The 17,692-nt window shown below is 69.5% G+C and carries 20 protein-coding genes; 14 read left to right on the top strand and 6 right to left on the bottom strand.

The window, feature by feature from the left end:
* Positions 1-441 (top strand): SRPBCC family protein, encoded by a 441-nt coding sequence (locus tag ACFWN2_RS28850; RefSeq protein ID WP_382432614.1) that lies wholly within the window; start codon positions 1-3, stop codon positions 439-441.
* On the opposite strand, the gene ACFWN2_RS28855 is transcribed toward ACFWN2_RS28850, so the two are convergent.
* Positions 419-1,141, bottom strand: coding sequence for a YqjF family protein (locus tag ACFWN2_RS28855; protein WP_382432616.1), 723 nt, complete (start codon positions 1,139-1,141; stop codon positions 419-421). The genes ACFWN2_RS28850 and ACFWN2_RS28855 overlap by 23 nt on opposite strands.
* Positions 1,142-1,153: 12 nt before the next feature.
* Entirely contained in the window at positions 1,154-2,356 is a 1,203-nt protein-coding gene (locus ACFWN2_RS28860) for a diguanylate cyclase (protein WP_382432618.1), read from the bottom strand.
* Between the two features lie 117 nt (positions 2,357-2,473).
* Here ACFWN2_RS28860 and macS point away from each other — a divergent pair, with 117 nt between their 5' ends.
* From macS to ACFWN2_RS28920, 12 genes are all read left to right on the top strand, one after another.
* Entirely contained in the window at positions 2,474-3,634 is a 1,161-nt protein-coding gene (gene macS / locus ACFWN2_RS28865; RefSeq protein ID WP_382432620.1) for a MacS family sensor histidine kinase, read from the top strand.
* Positions 3,631-4,293 (top strand): response regulator transcription factor, encoded by a 663-nt coding sequence (locus ACFWN2_RS28870; RefSeq protein WP_382432622.1) that lies wholly within the window; start codon positions 3,631-3,633, stop codon positions 4,291-4,293. The genes macS and ACFWN2_RS28870 overlap by 4 nt, the downstream gene beginning before the upstream one ends.
* A gap of 20 nt (positions 4,294-4,313) precedes the next feature.
* Entirely contained in the window at positions 4,314-4,826 is a 513-nt protein-coding gene (locus ACFWN2_RS28875; RefSeq protein ID WP_382432624.1) for a DUF1707 domain-containing protein, read from the top strand.
* Positions 4,827-4,862: 36 nt separating this feature from the next.
* Entirely contained in the window at positions 4,863-6,317 is a 1,455-nt protein-coding gene (locus ACFWN2_RS28880; RefSeq protein WP_382432626.1) for an SDR family oxidoreductase, read from the top strand.
* Between the two features lie 36 nt (positions 6,318-6,353).
* Entirely contained in the window at positions 6,354-7,385 is a 1,032-nt protein-coding gene (gene tdh / locus ACFWN2_RS28885) for an L-threonine 3-dehydrogenase (RefSeq protein WP_382432628.1), read from the top strand.
* The gene (locus ACFWN2_RS28890; RefSeq protein WP_382432630.1) at positions 7,385-8,563 is read left to right on the top strand and encodes a glycine C-acetyltransferase; all 1,179 of its coding nucleotides are present in this window, start codon (positions 7,385-7,387) and stop codon (positions 8,561-8,563) included. The genes tdh and ACFWN2_RS28890 overlap by 1 nt, the downstream gene beginning before the upstream one ends.
* A gap of 97 nt (positions 8,564-8,660) precedes the next feature.
* Positions 8,661-9,479: a helix-turn-helix domain-containing protein gene (locus ACFWN2_RS28895; protein WP_382432632.1), complete on the top strand. Its 819-nt coding sequence runs from the start codon at positions 8,661-8,663 to the stop codon at positions 9,477-9,479.
* A 13-nt stretch (positions 9,480-9,492) separates the two neighbouring features.
* Positions 9,493-9,660 carry a DUF397 domain-containing protein gene (locus tag ACFWN2_RS28900; protein ID WP_382432634.1) on the top strand — a complete coding sequence of 56 codons (168 nt, stop codon included), beginning with the start codon at positions 9,493-9,495 and terminating at the stop codon, positions 9,658-9,660.
* 29 nt (positions 9,661-9,689) lie between these two features.
* On the top strand, positions 9,690-10,163 hold the full coding sequence (locus tag ACFWN2_RS28905) for an RNA polymerase sigma factor (protein WP_382432636.1): 474 nt from the start codon (positions 9,690-9,692) through the stop codon (positions 10,161-10,163).
* The gene (locus ACFWN2_RS28910; protein ID WP_382432638.1) at positions 10,148-11,158 is read left to right on the top strand and encodes a hypothetical protein; all 1,011 of its coding nucleotides are present in this window, start codon (positions 10,148-10,150) and stop codon (positions 11,156-11,158) included. Before ACFWN2_RS28905 ends, ACFWN2_RS28910 begins: the two co-directional genes overlap by 16 nt.
* Positions 11,155-12,012 carry a LysR family transcriptional regulator gene (locus ACFWN2_RS28915; protein ID WP_382432640.1) on the top strand — a complete coding sequence of 286 codons (858 nt, stop codon included), beginning with the start codon at positions 11,155-11,157 and terminating at the stop codon, positions 12,010-12,012. Before ACFWN2_RS28910 ends, ACFWN2_RS28915 begins: the two co-directional genes overlap by 4 nt.
* 57 nt (positions 12,013-12,069) lie before the next feature.
* A complete protein-coding gene (locus tag ACFWN2_RS28920; protein ID WP_382432642.1) occupies positions 12,070-12,474 on the top strand; it encodes a Rid family hydrolase in 405 nt (134 codons plus the stop codon).
* Here ACFWN2_RS28920 and ACFWN2_RS28925 read toward each other — a convergent pair.
* Together ACFWN2_RS28925 and ptsP are read right to left on the bottom strand one after the other, a co-directional pair.
* Positions 12,471-13,145: a hypothetical protein gene (locus ACFWN2_RS28925; protein WP_382432644.1), complete on the bottom strand. Its 675-nt coding sequence runs from the start codon at positions 13,143-13,145 to the stop codon at positions 12,471-12,473. The genes ACFWN2_RS28920 and ACFWN2_RS28925 overlap by 4 nt on opposite strands.
* A 57-nt stretch (positions 13,146-13,202) precedes the next feature.
* Positions 13,203-14,834 (bottom strand): phosphoenolpyruvate--protein phosphotransferase, encoded by a 1,632-nt coding sequence (gene ptsP, locus ACFWN2_RS28930; RefSeq protein WP_382432646.1) that lies wholly within the window; start codon positions 14,832-14,834, stop codon positions 13,203-13,205.
* A 103-nt stretch (positions 14,835-14,937) separates the two neighbouring features.
* Here ptsP and ACFWN2_RS28935 point away from each other — a divergent pair, with 103 nt between their 5' ends.
* Positions 14,938-15,912 (top strand): nitrous oxide reductase family maturation protein NosD, encoded by a 975-nt coding sequence (locus ACFWN2_RS28935; protein ID WP_382432648.1) that lies wholly within the window; start codon positions 14,938-14,940, stop codon positions 15,910-15,912.
* On the opposite strand, the gene ACFWN2_RS28940 is transcribed toward ACFWN2_RS28935, so the two are convergent.
* A complete protein-coding gene (locus tag ACFWN2_RS28940) occupies positions 15,909-16,772 on the bottom strand; it encodes a ribokinase (protein ID WP_382432650.1) in 864 nt (287 codons plus the stop codon). The two genes, ACFWN2_RS28935 and ACFWN2_RS28940, sit on opposite strands and share 4 nt — an antisense overlap.
* A complete protein-coding gene (locus ACFWN2_RS28945; RefSeq protein WP_382432652.1) occupies positions 16,769-17,683 on the bottom strand; it encodes a substrate-binding domain-containing protein in 915 nt (304 codons plus the stop codon). The genes ACFWN2_RS28940 and ACFWN2_RS28945 overlap by 4 nt, the downstream gene beginning before the upstream one ends.
* Positions 17,684-17,692 lie beyond the last annotated feature (9 nt).

The raw sequence follows: 17,692 nt of genomic DNA on the forward strand, positions 1-17,692 counted from the left end.
GTGCGGACCGGAACCTTCGACTACACGATCAACGGCAGGGGCACGGTCGCGTCGGCGGTCGACCTGATGGCGGACGTGCCGCGGCTGGTCACGATGCACCCGCTGGCGGTGCGCGCGGAGGCCGTGCCGCCGCCGGGTCCGGACGTCCTGCGCAGCACGGCCGTGACGTCGCGGCTGAAGTTCGGGCCGGTCGGCATGCACATCACCTACCGCGCCGACCTGATGGTGCGGGACGAGGACGAGGTGCTGACCGTGGCTCACCAGCAGCCGCGGACGACGCTGACCAGCCACGTGCGGGTGGCGGAGGCGGGCGACGGGGTGCAGATCAAGGTCCGCGTCACGTTCGAGTGCCCCGCACTGTTGTTCTCCTACGCGTTCGCGAAGGCCCGGTTCGCGCACGAGCACATGGCGTCGGAGATCACGAAGTACCTGAACGACTAGGCCGCCGAGAGGGCAGACCGAACCTCGCCAGCACGCCCGGCGAGTGGAGAACGCTCACCGGCTCGCCCGAGATCGGAACGCCTGCGGCAGTGACCAGGTCGCCCTCGCACTCGACGAGGGTGGCCCGGTTCAGGTCCCAGGCGGCGTGGTCGTTGGGGAGGTAGACCGTCCTGCCTGCCAGGGTGGTGTACAGACCCCACCGCGCTGTCAGGAACTGCTCCAGCGCAGTCGGTTGCGCGACTCTCTCGCCGACCCGCACGGTGAGCCTGCTCGTCGCGCCTGGGCGAGGCCACCGGCGCCGGCACGTGTAGCTGAGCACGTCCGCGGAACGGCTCATCGTCATGTCCGACCACATGTACGGCAGACGCGCGCTGGCACGTGCTGCGAGAGAGAACGTGAGGTTCGCGGCGTCCATGGACAGGAACACGACACCGGCCCGTCCCGCGTCGTCGGTGGCATAAAGGCGCACGTTGGTCTCCGGGAAGCTCCAGACGTTCCCGAGGCGCGGCCAGCCGAGCGAGTGGAGGCGGAACGCGACGAGGCCGACGAAGGTGCGGCCGTCCACCACGTCCGGCACGGTGCCGGGTGGCAGCAGGTGCGCCACCGCGGCGGGATCAACGCTCCAGTGCACGAACGCGACGTCGCTCCACCGCTGGGTGAGGACGGACCGTCGGATGGAGCGCGGTGCATCACGCGTCATGACCACAGTGTTCTAGGCCATCGAAACGAGGTTGCGGCCGTACGCCTTGGCCGCGAGCAACGCCGCGTCGGCCGCCACGAGCAGGTCCGGCAGCTCGTACCCGAACCGAGTCGTCGTCGACACCCCTATAGACACTGTCAGGCCGTGCAGCTCGTGCGGCTGTCCGTTGGTCGCCATCGTGGGCACGCGGAGGTTCTCCACGGCGTCGCGCACGCGTTCGGCCACCACCTCGGCCTCGGCCGCGGTGGCCTCGGGCAGCAGCACGACGAACTCCTCACCGCCGAACCGTCCGACGAGGTCGCCGCGGCGGACGGTGCCGCGCAGCAGCAACGAGATCGCGGCCAGCGCGGCGTCGCCCGCCAGGTGGCCGACCTCGTCGTTGACCCGCTTGAAGTGGTCGAGGTCGAGGAGCATGACGGCCATCGGGCGGGTGCGGCCGGAGCCCTTGGTGAGTTCGTAGCGGGCCCGGCTGTCCCAGTGCACGGCGTTGGCGAGGCCGGTCTTGGCGTCGCGCTGGGCCGAGCGGCGCCACTGGGGGAGCTGCGCCGCGCGTTCCAGGAGGGCGAGGGACGGGCCGGCGAGCAGGGCGTGGACGGCGTTCGACTCCGCGACGCAGCCCATCAGGCCGCCGATCGACACGGCGACGACGCCCAGGACGGCGTCGATGGGTTCGCCGACGTTCTCCTCGAACGTCGCGTCGGGGCGGCGGAGCTTCAGGCCGAACGCGATCAGCCCGGCGCGCAGGACCAGCAAAGCGCTGGCGCCCAGGGTGAGGATCACCAGGTTCGCGTGCGGGTCGACCCAGCCGAGCAGGTAGCGGGTGCTGAAGACGGCCAGGGTCGTGGCGCTCAGCGTGAACAGCCAGCGGTGGGTCTCCGGGCGTTGCGCGAGCAGGCAGTGCAGGGCCGGGCCGAACAGGAGCAGCACCATCAGGTTCGGCGGAAGGGCGAGGATGCCCGCCGTGAGATAGGAGAGGTGCGCGGCCCACGGGTTGCGTTCGGTCTCGCCCAGGCGGTGGCTGTAGATGGAGCTGCCGATGATCACCGCGCCCGCGGTGCCGGCGATCGCGGCGAACCTGGCGATTTCGGAGGGTGACGGCGTTTCGGAGGAAACGATCGCGTAGACGACGGTCGCGAAAGCTGCGGCGTCGATCAACAACCAGTAGCAGAGCGCGGGCCGCCGCAACGTCCACAACGGCCAGTCGCGCACCCGCATTCGCCCTCCCCCGGACCCGGAGAGCGTCGCACATTCCTCCGTTCGGCAGAAGACGGCCACCTGGGGGTTAGCCAGCACACGTTCACGCGGCAGGATGGTGTCCGAAAGGAGCACAGCGTGCCCAAAGAGCCTGCCGAACGTGTGACGAAGGTGATCGACGACCCGGCCACGCCCCTGTGGCGCGGGACGATCGCGCTACGCATAGTCACATTCCTCTTCGCCGCGGCGAACGTCATCGCGAACCACACGGAGTACGTCCGGCCGTGGCTCGCGTGGACGACGCTGGGCGTGATGGCGCTGTGGTCCGTCTTCACCAGCCGCGCCTACAGCACGACGTGGGGCAGGCGCTGGCCGCTCGTCCTCGTCGACCTGGTGCTGACCTGCGGCCTGATGTCGCTGTCGCCGTTGATCATGTCCGACCACCAGTTGCTCACCCTGAACGTCCCGCTGATCACGACGATCTGGGCGTGCGTGCCCGCGGTGGCGTTGGGCGCGTTGGGCGGGGCGTACGCGGGCTTGGCGGGTGGCCTCGCGGTCGGTCTCTCCACCTACCTGACCAAGGGCGTGCCGAGCCTCGACCTGCTGCGCGACGTCGTGCTGCTGGCCGGCGCGGGCATGGTCGTCGGCATGGCCTCGGCCACGGCACGGCGTTCCGCGGTGTTGCTCGCACAGGCTTTGAGAGCGGAAGCGGCGACGGCGGAACGCGAGCGCCTTGCCCGTTCGATCCACGACAGCGTGCTGCAGGTCCTCGCCCGCGTCCGCAAGCGCGGCCTCGAAGTCGGTGGAGAGGCAGCCGAACTGGCTCAGATGGCAGGCGAACAGGAAGTGGCGCTGAGGAATTTAGTGGCCGCCGCTCCCGTCGACTCCACTGTGGATGGAGAGATCGACCTGCGGCCGGGGCTGCAGGTCCTCGCCACGCCCAGGATCCAGGTCTCGACGCCCGCGACGCAGGTGATGTTCGCGTCCGCGGCGGCCGGCGAGCTCACGTCGCTGGTGCGCGAGGCGCTGTCCAACGTGGACAAGCACGCCGGCCAGGACGCGCGGGCCTGGGTCCTGCTGGAAGACCTCGGTGAGGAAATCGTGCTGAGCGTCAGGGACGATGGTCCGGGGATCCCGGAAGGCCGGATCGCGGTGGCCGCCGCGGAGGGCAGGCTGGGGATCGAGAAGTCGATCAAAGGCCGGGTGGAGTCGCTCGGCGGAACGCTGGAGCTCCAGACCGGGCCGGGGGAGGGCACGGAGTGGGAGGTTCGGGTGTTCAGGAAGGGGGCAGCACGATGACGGTCTCGGTGATGGTCGTGGACGACCACCCGATGTGGCGCGAAGGCGTCGCGCGCGATCTCCAGGAACGCGGCTTCGAGATCGTGGCGACGGCGGGCGACGCGCCCTCCGCCGTCCGGATCGCGAAGGCCGTGCGACCCAACGTCGTCCTGATGGACCTCAACCTCGGCGAGCTGTCCGGGGTCGACGCCACGGCGATGATCACCAGCGAGCTGCCGGAGACGCGCGTGCTCGTCCTGTCCGCGTCCGGCGAGCACGACGACGTGCTGCAGGCCGTGAAGGCGGGCGCGTCCGGCTACCTGGTGAAGTCCGCGTCCTCGGAGGAACTGGTCGAGGCCGTGTCCCGCACCGCCGCGGGTGACGCCGTGTTCACGGCCGGGCTCGCGGGCCTGGTGCTGGGCGAGTACCGGCGCATGGCTGCCGCGCCGGACGACTCGGAGGAGAAGCCGCAGCTCACCGATCGGGAGACCGAGGTGCTGCGGCTGGTGGCCAAGGGCCTGACCGCACGACAGATCGCGAACCGCCTGGTGATCTCCCACCGCACCGTCGAGAACCACGTCCAGTCGACATTGCGGAAACTTCAACTGCACAACCGGGTGGAGCTGGCGCGTTATGCCATCGAGCACGGTCTCGACGCCGAACCGGAGGCAGAGAAATGACAGAACCGAGAGACTTACGCGTGTCCGACGCGGAACGTGAGCACGTCGTCAGCCTGCTGAACAAGGCCGTGGGCCGCGGCATGATCACGCTGGACGAGTTCACCGTCCGCACGGACACCGCCCTCGCCGCGAAGACCAGGGCAGACTTGAACGCCGTGTTGATCGACCTGCCCGGCATGGTCAACAACGAGCTGGCCCGCGAGCGCACCGAGCTGAAGAACACGATGAGCACCACGACCCGCAAGGGCCACTGGGTCGTGCCGAACGAGCTCGTCATCCGCAACACCCTCGGCACCACGAACCTCGACTTCACCGCCGCCGAGGTGCCGCCCGTGGTCAACGTCGACCTGGACGTGTCGCTGGGCACCGTGAAGATGCTGCTGCCGGCGGGGGCGTCGCTCAACTTCGACGCCGTCGAGATCACCGCCGGTGAGGTGAAGGACAAGGTCCGCAACACGGCCGGGAGCCCGCACTTCCAGCTCAAGGGCGTGGTGCGCGGGGGGACCGTGGTGGTCAAGCGCAGCAAGCGCTGATCTGCGCGACCACCTGCGAACCCGCAGGATCGAGGCATGCGATGCCTCGTGACCGGCGCGACCGGGTACCTCGGCGGACGGCTCGTGCCCAGGCTGCTGGCCGAAGGGCACGAGGTCCGCTGCCTCGTGCGTTCACCGGAGAAGCTGCGCGACGTCCCGTGGGCCGCTGACGTCGAGATCGTGCGCGGAGACGTGTTCGGCGACCTCGACGAGGCCATGCGGGACGTCGAGGTCGTGCACTACCTGGTGCACTCGCTGCAGTCGAAGGACTTCGCCGACGCCGACCGCAAGGCCGCCCAGAACCTGGCCTACGCCGCCGAACGCGCGGGCGTGAAGCGGATCGTCTACCTGGGCGGACTGCATCCCGAGGGCACGGAGCTGTCGCCGCACCTGGCCTCTCGCACGGAGGTCGGCGAGGTCTTCCTGCGCGCGAAGCCCGAGGCCGTCGTGCTGCAGGCGGCGGTGATCATCGGGTCGGGGTCGGCGAGCTTCGAGATGCTGCGTTACCTCACCGAACGGCTGCCGGTCATGGTCACGCCGCGGTGGGTGCACAACCGGATCCAGCCGATCGCCGTGCGGGACGTGCTGCGGTACCTGGTCGGCGCGACGACGCTCGAAGGCCAGAACCGCACGTTCGACATCGGCGGGCCTGACGTGCTGACCTACCTGCAGATGATGTTCCGGTACGCCGAGGTCGCCGGGCTGCCCAAGCGCCGCGTGCTGCCCGTGCCGTTCCTGACGCCGCGGTTGTCGTCGCACTGGGTCAACGTCGTGACGCCGGTGCCGAAGTCGATCGCGCAGCCGTTGATCGAGTCGCTGGTGCACGAGGTGGTGTGCCGGGAGAACGACATCCGCGAGGTGTTGCCCGGCGAGAACATCGGCTACGACAAGGCCGTGGCGCTCGCCCTCGACAAGATCCGCGACGCCGACGTCGAGACGCGCTGGTCGGGCGCTTCGCTGCCGGGGGCGCCGAGTGAGCCGCTGCCCAGCGACCCCGACTGGTCCGGTGGTTCGGCCTACGTCGACGAACGCGAGCGGCGCACGACCGCCAGTCCCGAACGGCTCTGGGAGGTCGTCGAGGGCATCGGCGGCGAACGGGGTTGGTACTCGTTCCCGCTGGCCTGGGCCGTGCGCGGGTGGATGGACCGGCTCGCGGGAGGGGTCGGGCTGCGGCGCGGCCGGCGGGACCCGCACCGGTTGAACGTCGGTGAGGCGCTCGACTGGTGGCGCGTCGAGGAGATCGAGCGCGGGTCGTTGTTGCGGTTGCGGGCCGAGATGAAGGTGCCCGGCAAGGCGTGGCTGGAGCTTCGAGTGGCGGCCGACGAGGGACACGGGTCCACTTACCGCCAACGCGCCGTGTTCGTGCCCAAAGGGCTCGCCGGACACGCTTACTGGGCGGCCGTCTGGCCGTTTCACGGCATCGTGTTCGGCGGCATGGTGCGCAACATCGCCAATGAAGCTGAGCTGCACAACAACTTCAGAAAGTCCTGATGGACTGCACAAGCAGCAAAGGGTGAGACTTCCCGCATGAAGGCTCTCGTCAAGGTCGCCGCTGGGCCTGGACTCGAACTGACCGACGTCCCCGACCCCACCCCGGGTCCCGCGGACGTGCTGGTCAAGGTGTTGCGCACCGGCATCTGCGGCACCGATCTGCACATCGACTCGTGGGACGACTGGGCCGCGACCAACATCAAGGCACCGCTGGTCCTCGGCCACGAGTTCGTCGGCGAGGTCGTCGAGATCGGCGCGTCGGTGACCGGTGTGAAGGTCGGCGACCTGGTCAGCGGCGAGGGCCACCTCGTCTGCGGGACCTGCCGCAACTGCAAGGCCGGCCGCCGCCACCTCTGCGCCAACACGCGCGGTCTGGGTGTGCACTCCAACGGCGCGTTCGCGCAGTACGTCGTGCTGCCCGAGCAGAACGCCTGGGTGCACCGCACGCCCGTCGACCTGGACGTGGCCGCGATCTTCGACCCGTTCGGCAACGCCGTGCACACCGCGCTGAGCTTCCCCGTCATCGGCGAGGACGTGATCATCACGGGCGCCGGCCCGATCGGCATCATGGCCGCCGCCGTCGCGAAGCACGCGGGCGCGCGCAACGTCGTGATCACCGACATCTCCGAGCACCGCCTCGACCTGGCCCGCAAGGTCGGCGTCGACCTCGCGGTGAACGTCTCCGAGAAGACCATCGCGGACGCGCAGGCCGAGCTCGGCATGGCCGAGGGCTTCGACGTCGGCATGGAGATGTCCGGCAAGCCCGTCGCGATGCGCGACATGATCGCGAACATGGCCCACGGCGGCCGCATCGCGATGCTCGGACTGCCCGCGGACGAGTTCTCCGTCGACTGGAGCAGCGTCGTGCTGAAGATGCTGCACATCAAGGGGATCTACGGCCGCGAGATGTTCGAGACCTGGTACTCGATGACCGTGCTGCTGCAGCGCGGCCTCGACCTCGCGCCGGTGATCACCCACCGGTACGACCACACGCAGCACGCGGAAGCGTTCGCGACCGCGCGCGAAGGCAAGTGCGGCAAGGTCATCCTCGACTGGACGGGAGCCTGATGTACGGCGAGCTGAAGAACGACCTGGTCAAGACGATCGGGGAGATCCGGGAGGCAGGGCTCTACAAGTCCGAACGCGTCATCGCCACCCCGCAGAACGCCGCCGTCCGCGTCGGTTCCGGCGACGAGGTGCTGAACTTCTGCGCCAACAACTACCTCGGTCTCGCCGACCACCCGACGTTGATCGAAGCCGCCAAGAAGGCGCTGGACGACTGGGGCTTCGGCATGGCCTCGGTGCGGTTCATCTGCGGCACCCAGGAGCCGCACAAGGAACTGGAGCGCAAGCTCAGCGAGTTCCTCGGCACCGACGACACGATCCTCTACAGCTCGTGCTTCGACGCGAACGGCGGCCTGTTCGAGACGCTCCTCGGCGCCGAGGACGCGATCATCTCCGACGAGCTGAACCACGCCTCGATCATCGACGGCGTGCGCCTGTCCAAAGCTCGCCGGTTCCGCTACAAGAACCGCGACATGGACGACCTGGAGCGCCAGCTCAAGGACGCCTCCGACGCCCGCTACCGCCTGATCGCGACCGACGGCGTCTTCTCGATGGACGGCTACCTCGCGCCGCTGGACGAGATCTGCGACCTGGCCGAGCGCTACAACGCCCTGGTCATGGTCGACGACTCGCACGCCGTCGGCTTCACCGGCCCGACCGGCCGCGGCACCCCGGAACTGTTCGGCGTGCAGGACCGCGTCGACATCGTCACCGGCACGTTGGGCAAGGCGCTGGGCGGCGCGTCGGGCGGTTACACGTCCGGTCGCGCGGAGATCATCGAACTGCTCCGCCAGCGCTCGCGCCCGTACCTCTTCTCGAACTCCCTGGCGCCGTCGATCACCGCGGCCGCCATCGCCACGCTGGACATGCTGTCGAACTCGTCCGAGCTGCTCACCCAGCTGCGGTCGAACACCGAGCTGTTCCGCCGGCGGATGACCGAGGCGGGCTTCGACCTGCTGCCCGGCGAGCACCCGATCATCCCCGTGATGATCGGCGACGCGGCGGAGGCGGCGAAGCTCGCGGACCTGTTGCTGGAGCAGGGCATTTACGTGATCGGCTTCTCGTACCCCGTGGTACCTCACGGCAAGGCCCGTATCCGCACGCAGATGTCCGCTTCACACACGACCGAGGACGTTAACCGCGCTGTCGACGCGTTTATCGCCGCGCGGGAGAAGATGTAAAGGTAGGACTTGTACCGGCTCCAAGAACTACTTCCTTCGGGCACATTCGGAAGGAAACAATGGAGCCGGTACAGGCTGTGCTTCTACTTTCGTCGACATGCCACGACGAAAGTCCAGTGTGGTCGGCCGCGAGTTCGGTGACGCCGTTCGCCAGGTCATCGGACAGACCGGCCTGACCCATCGCAAACTCGCGGAAGAACTCGGCTGGGACGAAGCCAAGCTCTCCGACCTGGTCCGCGGCAAGGGCGGCGTGACCGAGGTCGAAGTGATGCAGTTGCTCAGCTACTGCCACGTCAAGCCGGACGTGATCCGGGACCTGCTCGTGCTGTTCCACGAGACTCGGGTGCGCGGGTACCTCAAGTTCCCCGACGATCGGGTGCCGGCTCTCCTCGAACAGGAACGCCTGGCCAACGAGATCACCGTCTGGTCGTCGCTCCTCATCCCGGGTCACCTCCAGACCACCGACTACATGCGGGCGGCCATCGACGGGGTGGTGCACCCCGAGGCGGTCGACTACGAGGAAGTCATCGCCGCGAAGCTCGAACGCCACAAGCTCTTCCACTGGAGCCGCACGTTCGTCTTCTACATCCACGAATTCGCTCTCCGCCTCCCCGTGGGCGGGCCGGAAGTTATGAAGGATCAATACATCCACCTGTTGGTGATGGCGCAGCGCTCCTACATCACCATGCGAATCGTGCCGGCCGCGATCGGCGCGCACGCGGGTGTTTCGGGGTCGTTCATCCGGCTCGGTTACGAGAAGTTCGAGCCGGTGGTCTTCCTCGAAGGCGAGAACTCCGGTCTCTTCCTCGAAGACGCGGCCTCGCTCGCCGTCTACGCCTCCGTCGTGAAGCGGCTCGACGATCAAGCTCTGAATCCGGAAGAATCGAAGGAGCTGATCACAGACTTCCTGATCTGAGGAGACGTTCCGCATGTCGACCTGGCGCAAGAGCTCCTACAGCCCGAACTCCAGCGACTGCGTTGAGGTCGGACACGGCATCGGCATCCGGGACAGCAAGGCGCCCGCCACCCACCTGCCCGTGTCGGCCACGGCCTGGTCGGCGTTCCTCCGAGATGTGACCCGCATCACTCCGCGGTAAGAATCGGCGCGGTCGCAGCACTACCCACCGTGGAGGACTTCCCGGCCGTCTACCGCGAGTGCTACCCGCGGGTGCTCGCCTATGCCGCGAGCCACGCGGGGCCGCGCCTCGCCGAGGACATCACGAGCGAGACCTTCACGATCGCCTGGCGCAAGTCGGCCCAGATGCCGTCGAACGCGCTGCCGTGGCTGCTCGGCATCGCCCGCAACCTGGTGCGCGCCGCTCACCGCCAGACGACGCACTACGAGCTCACGGACTTCCCTGCCGACGACGACTTCGCGGTGATCGAGCTGCGGGCGGCGTTGTCGAGTCTGTCCGAGGGTGACCAGGAAGTTCTGACGCTCATCGCCTGGCACGGGCTGGCGGCCGCCGAGGCGGCGCAGGTGCTCGGGTGCACGACGGCGACGTTCTTCGTGCGGCTGCACCGGGCTCGGCGGCGGTTGCAGGCCGCTCTCTGGACTCCGAAATTCGACAGTGCGAGGGAGTCATGGAAGACGTCCTGAAGGACCTTGCCCAGGCCAGGCCGCCTGTTCCCGAGGTCGACGCCGAGCGGATGGAACGCGATCTCGCGCGCATCGTCGCGTTGCCGCGGGAGAGGCCGGTGCGGAAGCAGTTCGTGCGGCGGTTTGCTCCGTTGACTGTCGTTGCTGCCGTGATTGCTCTTGTGGTCGTGGCGCTGCCTCCGCCTTCTCAGCCCGTGCAGCCTGCGGCGCCCACTCAGTGGTGGCGGGTGTTGCGGCAGCAGTCGTCGTTGATGGTGGTCGGGGAGCCGTCGAAGCCTTATGTCGTGCGGTTCGACTCCAAGACCGACCAGTGGCAGGCCGGGAAGCGCGAGATCGCGGTGGTGCAGAAGGACGGTCTGGTCGAGCCGTACTCGCGGGACGACGACGCCGCGTGGGAGGCCGCGGGCCGGCCGGAGGTCGTTCCCCAGCTCGGTGGCAGCCGGTCGGTGCGCGTCGGTGCGATGGAGCCGGCGGTGCAGGAGTCCTACGTGACCGGGCTGTCGCTGACGTCCATGTACTGGGAGCGGCTGGAGTCGTTCGACGACCTGCCCGCGGATCCGGCGGGGATGAAGGCGAAGCTGATGCCCGAGGACAAGAGCACCTACGAGCTCGCGGACCTCGTCATGGCGGTGATGCTCTCGAACGTGCGCGACGACCAGCGGCGGGGAGCGTTCGAGCTGCTCAGGTCGCTCGACGGGGTGCGGTACCTCGACCACGTGCGCCTGCGCAACGAGGGCGAGGGCGTCGGGGTGGCGATTCCCGCGCCGCCGCAGTTCCAGTTCAGCGGCGTCGAGACCCGGTTCGTCATCAACCCCGGCACCGGCAAGCCGATCCTGAGGCAGAACGTCCTCACCACGTCCCAGCACGGCCTGTCCGCGAACACGGCGATCTCGGAGGAGCAGTACCTCCTGCTGGAGGGGACGAACATCGAGCCGATCCTGCCGCTGGGCGTCCCCGTGAACGGTCCGGTGGAATCCCCCATCATTGAGCGGTGATCGATCCACGACGGCTCCGCGTGCTGCGCGCGTTGGCCGACCACGGCACGGTGACGGCCGCGGCCGCCGCGCTGCACCTCACGCCGTCGGCGGTGTCGCAGCAGCTCGCGGCACTGGAGTCCGAGGCAGGACACCCGTTGCTGCTGCGCAAGGGCCGCCGCGTGTCGCTGACCCCGGCAGGCTCGTTGCTCGTCGCGCACGCCCACGCCGTCGCCGCGGAACTGGAACGCGCACAGGCCACTTTGGACGGTCTGGCGACGGGCGTCGCGGGCCGCGTGGCCGTGGCGGCGTTCGCGTCGGCGATCACGCAGGTGGTCGCGCCGGCGTTGGCGGCGTTGAAGGAACGGTCGATCGAACTGTCCGTGCGCGACGCCGAGGGGCACGAGAGCGTGCGGCTGCTGCTTGACGGCGAGATCGACGTGGCGATCACCGAGGAGCACCGGACCACCGAGCGCTTCACGCGGTTTCCGCTGTACACCGAGCCTTTCGACGTCGTGCTGCCGCCGGGGCGTTCTGGTTCGGGCCCCGTGGACCTTGCCTCGCTGGCCGATGAGGACTGGGTCGTGACGCTGCCCGGCAACCCTTTGCGGGACGTCGTGGAGATGGCGTGCGCGCAGGCCGGGTTCACGCCGCGCATCCGGCACACGTCCGACGACTTCCGCGCCATCGAGGCACTGGTCGCGGCTGGTGCCGGGGTGGCGTTGGCTCCTCGCAACGCCGTCGGCGGGGTGAAGGCCGTGCGGCGGGCCGTGGCGGGGGTGGCGCCGTTGCGGCGGGTCGTGGCGGCGGTGCGGCCCGGCTCCGAGGACCACCCGTTGATCAGGGCCGTTCTCGACGAGCTGCGCCCCGCATGACTTCACGCTTGAAGTCATGTACGGTTGACTTCAAGCGTGAAGTCATTGGAGGCAATCGTGAGCAAGCCGGAGTTCTTCGCCACCCCCGGATACGGCGAGACGCAGCTGGAGAACATGCGCTACAGCCAGGCCGTCCGCATCGGCGACCGGGTCGAGATCTCGGGTCAGGGCGGGTGGAGCGACGAGTTCGAGTTCCCCTCGGCGCTCGAAGACGAGATCGTGCGCGCGTTCGACAACGTCGAGCGGACCCTCGCGACGGCGGGGTCGTCGTGGGCCGACGTGGTGCACGTGAACTCGTACCACGTGCTCGGCGGCGACACGTTCGACGACCACAACCGCGTGATGGTGGAGCAGTTCCGCAAGCGGATGGGTGAGCGGGCGCCGATCTGGACCGAGAGCGGGGTCACGGCTCTGGGGCACCCGAAGATGCGCATCGAGATCCGGGTGACGGCGATCGGTTAGACGCGGGGGAGGTGGGCGGCGACCTCGGCGAGGGCGTCCAGGGTGTCGTGGTCGACTTGGCCGCTCGCCGTCTCGGCCTCGGCGACGGTCACGGTCCGGCCGTCGCGATCGCTGCCGTAGCGCAGGCCGGTGAAGCGGATCTCGGCCAGGTCGAGCAGGTGGCTGCCGAGCGGGTGGACGTCGCCGCTGCCGTGCCTCGTCATGACCGACTCGAACCTGCGGGCGTCGCCGTCCGAGGCGAGGCCGACCCAGACGACGGAGATCACCGCCGTGTTGCCGGACCCGTCGGCCACCGCGAACAGCACCCGGTCCAGTGAGGCGCAGCGGTTGCGCAGGAAGAACTCGCGGATCTCACCGAACGACACCGACACGCACTCGGCCTGCTGACGGGTCGTGCGTCTCAGCTGCTTCATGCCCATGCGCTGCCACGCACCCTCGGCGTCGCCCTTGCGCGCGGCCTTCTGGCCTTCGGCTTTGCGCGGGCCCAGCCGTAACGACGACCCGCCCGAGCCCGCCTCGGTGCCGAGACCGCCGATGGTCGAGACACCACCGGTGCCCGCGGCCACGGCCAACGCCAGCGCTCCCGCCACCACGACGCCGGCGCCCTTCTTGCCGCCGCCCCCGCCGTTCAGCGGGATGACCTTGCCGTTCTTGGTGATGAACCGAGTCATGCGACCACAACGCGGGGGCCGAGCCCCCGCGTTGATCACACGATCGAGTGATGCCCCCTAGTGCGGGGCGCGCGCCGCCAGCTTCGCCGCCGCCGGGTCGCCTGCCGCCAGCGCGCCACGGGCCGCGAGCTGGCAGATGTCCACGCTGGTGCTCGCGAGCTTCGCACCGACGCCCGTGAGTGCCGTGTGGTTCATGGACAACGACGTGATGCCGAGGCCGATGAGCACGCACGCGAGCAACGGGTCGGCGGCCGCCTCGCCGCAGACACCGACGGGCTTGCCGGTGGCGGTCGCCGCCTCGCCGACCTGCGCGATGAGGCGCAACAACGCCGGCTGCCACGGGTCGTTCAGGGCCGCGACGCCGCCGAGCTGGCGGTCTGCGGCGAAGACGTACTGCGCGAGGTCGTTGGTGCCGATGGAGATGAAGTCGACGACCTGCAGGATCTCGCGGGCGGACAGGGCGGCGGAGGGGACCTCGACCATGACGCCGGCGCGCTGGATGCCTGCCTTGCGGGCTCGTTCGACGAACCACGCGGCCTCGGCGGCGGTGGCGACCATCGGGGCCATGACCGAGACGTCGGCGCCGGAGGACTTGGCCGCGGCGGCGATGGCTTCGAGCTGGCGGTCGAGGATCTCGGGGCGGTCGAAGGCGACGCGCAGACCTCGGACGCCCAGGGCCGGGTTGGGCTCGGGATCCGGGTTCAGAAACGCCAGCGGCTTGTCCGCGCCCGCGTCGAGGGTGCGCACCACAACGGGTTTGCCCGCAAACGGCGCCAGCACCGCTTCATAAGCAGCAGTCTGTTCAGCAACGGTCGGTTCCTCTGCCGCATCCAGGAAGCAGAACTCCGTGCGGAACAGGCCGACGCCTTCCGCACCCGCGGCCGCCGCTGCTGCCGCGTCCGCCGGGGAGCCGACGTTGCCGAGGACCTTCACGCGGTGGCCGTCCTTGAGGACACCGACGCCGTTCCACTCGGCCTTCTTGCCGGTGCCCGCCGTGCGGACCTTGCCGTCCGACTCGCGGATCTGGCCGGTGTCGCCGTCGACGTCGAGAGAGGTGCCCTCGAACGCCAGGATGCCGCGGCACGCGACCACGGCCGGGATGCCGAGCGAACGGGCGAGGATCGCGGTGTGCGAGGTGGGGCCGCCCTCCTCCGTGACCAGGGCGAGGACCTTCGACGGGTCCAGGCCCGCGGTGTCGGCGGGCGCGAGGTCGCGGGCCACCAGCACGGACGGCGAGGCCAGGTCGGGGACGCCGGGCGCGGCCAGGCCGAGGAGCTCGGCGACCACGCGGTCGCGAACGTCCTGGACGTCGCGGGCTCGTTCGGCCATGTAGCCACCGGCGGCCTGCAGCGCGGAGATGAACTTCGCGGCGGCCTGGTGGACGGCGCGGGCGGCGGGCAGCGATTGGTCGCTGACGAGCTTCTCGGCGGACTTGATGAGCGACGGGTCGCCCGCCATCGCCGCCGTGGTCTCCAGAACGGCGCGGGCGTCGCCCTCGACCGTCTTCGCGCGCTCCATCAGGCGCTGCGCCACGACCTCGGTGGCCGGACGGATGCGTGCGGCCTCAGCCGCTGTGTCCGCAGGCCGGGGCCCCGCAGGAGGTTCGGGAAGGGCCTCCGCGACCCTCACGACGGGACCGGTTGCCCGGCCGCTGCTGACACCGACACCGCTGAGCCGCGTGCTCGACATGGTCTAGACCATACCCTTCGACCGTTCACCCCGGACAGTTCAGTGTGACCAATGGAGCGCCCGCGCGCGGAGTAGGCCGTTCGGAGCAGTACGGTGACGAGCCGTGCGCCTTCCGTACGTCCTCACCGCAGCGCTCCTGATCGCCGGATGCGCTTCGGCACAACCGGACTTCGGCTCCGAGATCACCGTCCCCGCGGAGCTGGGCTCCATCCAACAGGCTGTCGACGCGGCGCGCGAGGGCGCGACCATCCTCGTCGCCCCCGGTGTCTACGAGGAGTCCGTGCGCGTTAAAACCAGGGGTCTGACGATCAGGGGGACCCGCCGCGGCAGCGTGATCATCGACGGGAGGACCGAGCGCGCCAACGGGATCGTGGTCGCGGCGCCGGAGGTGTCCGTGCAGAACCTGACGGTCCGCAACCACACGTCCAACGGCGTGCTGATCTCCGCGCAGCGGGACTTCCGCGTCTCGTACGTGACGGCCAGCAACAACGCGGTGTTCGGCATCCACGCGTTCGACTCGCAGCGCGGCGTGATCGAGCAGAGCTACGCGAGCGGCAGCGCGACCGCCGGCATCTACGTGGGCCACTGCCGGCCGTGCGAGATCGTCGTGCGCGGCAACGTCGCCGAACGCAACGCCGTCGGCTACGAGGGTGCGAACGCGTCCGGCGAGATGTTCGTGCTGGGCAACAGGTTCAGCGGCAACCGGGTCGGCCTGGTCTCGAACGCCGAACGGCAGGACTACGTCACGGTCGCCGGCAACCTGGTGTCGGACAACGACGAGGAGCTGGCACCCGCGCGGCCCGACGGCGGGTTCGGTGTGGGCATGAGCATCACGTCGAGCCCGCGCAACGTGGTGTTCCGCAACCTGGTCGTCGGCAACCCCAGGGGTGACGTGGTGTTCGGCATGCCCACGCGGAAGTCCAGGACACCGCGCGGAATCCCGTTCACGCAGGTCGCCGCCCCGCCCGTCCAGCCGGAGATGCCGAACGGGCCGCTGCCGGGCAGGACGCCGGACGCCGAGAGGTACGCGCTGCCGGACGAGGACCTGTTCGACGACCGGGCAGCGGTGCGGTCCTAGCCGACCTCGGCGGCGGTCGGGTAGGACGGCTGCGCGCCCGCCTTCGTGACGGACAGCGCGGCGACCTTCACGGCGTAGCGCGCGGCCTGGACCAGGTCGTCGCCGTCGGCCAGCCGGGCGGACAGGGCTCCGGCGAACGCGTCACCGGCGCCGGTGGTGTCCACGACCTCGGCGACCTCCACCGCCGGCACCTCGACGACACCGGACCGCTCGACCACGGCGATACCGCGCGAGCCGAGCGTCACGATCGCGGAGGTGGGGCCGAGCGCGAGGAGGTCGTTCCACTCAGGCGCTAGCTGGGCGGCCTCGTGCTCGTTCACGACCAGCACGGTGAGCTGCCGCAACGTTTCCGCAGGCAGTTCCGCCACGGGCGACAGGTTCAGCACGGTGCTCAGTCCGGCTTTCGAAGCGGCGCCGATCGCGTGGATCACCGTCTCCAGCGGCACTTCCAGTGAGCACGTGAGCACCTGGGCGCCGTCGAACGACAGACCGTCCACGTCGGACGACGACACGTCGAAGTTCGCGCCGGGCGAGACGACGATGGAGTTCTCGCCGTCCGGCGTCACGGTGATGTACGCGATCCCGGTGGGACGCGCGGAGGTCTTCACCAACGCCGTGTCGACGCCGGACGACTCCAGGGACTCACGCAGCAGCGAGCCGTACCCGTCGTCACCGACGGCGCCGACCAGCGCGACGGAGGCACCGACGCGAGCGGCGGCGACGGCGGTGTTCGCGCCCTTGCCGCCGGGCAGCACCACGGTGTCGCCGCCGAGCACGGTCTCACCGCCGGCGGGCCGCCTGCCGACCTCGACCACGAGGTCGGCGTTGGCGGACCCGAGAACGAGCAGAGTCTGTGTCACTTGACGAACTCTGCCACGTTCTTCGCGGTGATGACCTTGACCTCGACGTCCACGACCTGCTGAACGGCCTCGCCCTTGGCCGCGTGCACGGCCTGCTCGACGGCCTTGGAGCCGAGGAGCTTCGGCTGCTGCGCGACGGTCGCGGCGAGCGTGCCGTCCTGGATCGCCTTCAGGCCGTCCGGGGTGCCGTCGAAGCCGACGACCTGCACGTCCTTGCCGGCACGGGCGCCGAGGGCCTTGATCGCGCCGAGCGCCATCTCGTCGTTCTCGGCGAAGATGCCCTTGAGGCCGGGGTTGCCCTGCAACAGGTTCGTGGTCTCGTTGAGGCCCTTGGCGCGGTCGAAGTCCGCGACGGCCGAGGCGATGACCTTGATGTTGCCGCTGTTCAGGCCCTGCTCGAAGCCCTGGCCGCGGTCACGGGACGCGGACGCGCCAGGGATGCCCTTGAGGTGCGCGACGTCGCCGGAGGTGGCGCGGCCGAGCTCGATGGCCGCGAGGCTGCCGCCCGAGACGTTGTTGGACGCGACCTCGGCGGCGACCTTGCCGCCCTCGACGGCGCGGTCGACCGAGATCAGCGGGATGTTCGCCGTCTCCGCGGCCTTCGCGGCGGGCGCGGACTGCTTGGAGTCGACCGGGTTCAGGATGATCGCCTTGACGCCCTGCGTCACCAGCGTCTGCACCTGGTTGACCTGGTTCGTCGCGTCGTTCTGCGCGTCGACCACGGTCAGCTTGGCGCCGAGCTGGTCGGCCATCTCCTGCGCGCCCTGCTGCAGCTCCACGAAGAACGGGTTGTTCAAAGTGGACACCGCGAGGCCGATGGTGATGTCTCCGGACGCCCCAGTTCCGCTGCAACCGGTCGCCACGAGAGCAGCGGCACCGAGAGTCAGCGCGATCCGTCGGGTCACCTTCATTGGTGTCTT

Origin of the sequence: Lentzea sp. NPDC058436 (assembly GCF_042721515.1) — a bacterium.
In the GTDB taxonomy this organism is placed as follows: domain Bacteria; phylum Actinomycetota; class Actinomycetes; order Mycobacteriales; family Pseudonocardiaceae; genus Lentzea.

Excerpts from the sequence above, each read along its gene's own strand:
- ACFWN2_RS28855 (WP_382432616.1), bottom strand. The coding sequence starts at position 1,141 with ATGACGCGTGATGCACCGCGCTCCATCCGACGGTCCGTCCTCACCCAG.
- ACFWN2_RS28860 (WP_382432618.1), bottom strand. The coding sequence starts at position 2,356 with ATGCGGGTGCGCGACTGGCCGTTGTGGACGTTGCGGCGGCCCGCGCTC.
- ACFWN2_RS28870 (WP_382432622.1), top strand. The coding sequence starts at position 3,631 with ATGACGGTCTCGGTGATGGTCGTGGACGACCACCCGATGTGGCGCGAA.
- ACFWN2_RS28880 (WP_382432626.1), top strand. The coding sequence starts at position 4,863 with ATGCGATGCCTCGTGACCGGCGCGACCGGGTACCTCGGCGGACGGCTC.
- tdh (WP_382432628.1), top strand. The coding sequence starts at position 6,354 with ATGAAGGCTCTCGTCAAGGTCGCCGCTGGGCCTGGACTCGAACTGACC.
- ACFWN2_RS28890 (WP_382432630.1), top strand. The coding sequence starts at position 7,385 with ATGTACGGCGAGCTGAAGAACGACCTGGTCAAGACGATCGGGGAGATC.
- ACFWN2_RS28895 (WP_382432632.1), top strand. The coding sequence starts at position 8,661 with ATGCCACGACGAAAGTCCAGTGTGGTCGGCCGCGAGTTCGGTGACGCC.
- ACFWN2_RS28900 (WP_382432634.1), top strand. The coding sequence starts at position 9,493 with ATGTCGACCTGGCGCAAGAGCTCCTACAGCCCGAACTCCAGCGACTGC.
- ACFWN2_RS28910 (WP_382432638.1), top strand. The coding sequence starts at position 10,148 with ATGGAAGACGTCCTGAAGGACCTTGCCCAGGCCAGGCCGCCTGTTCCC.
- ACFWN2_RS28925 (WP_382432644.1), bottom strand. The coding sequence starts at position 13,145 with ATGACTCGGTTCATCACCAAGAACGGCAAGGTCATCCCGCTGAACGGC.
- ptsP (WP_382432646.1), bottom strand. The coding sequence starts at position 14,834 with ATGTCGAGCACGCGGCTCAGCGGTGTCGGTGTCAGCAGCGGCCGGGCA.
- ACFWN2_RS28945 (WP_382432652.1), bottom strand. The coding sequence starts at position 17,683 with ATGAAGGTGACCCGACGGATCGCGCTGACTCTCGGTGCCGCTGCTCTC.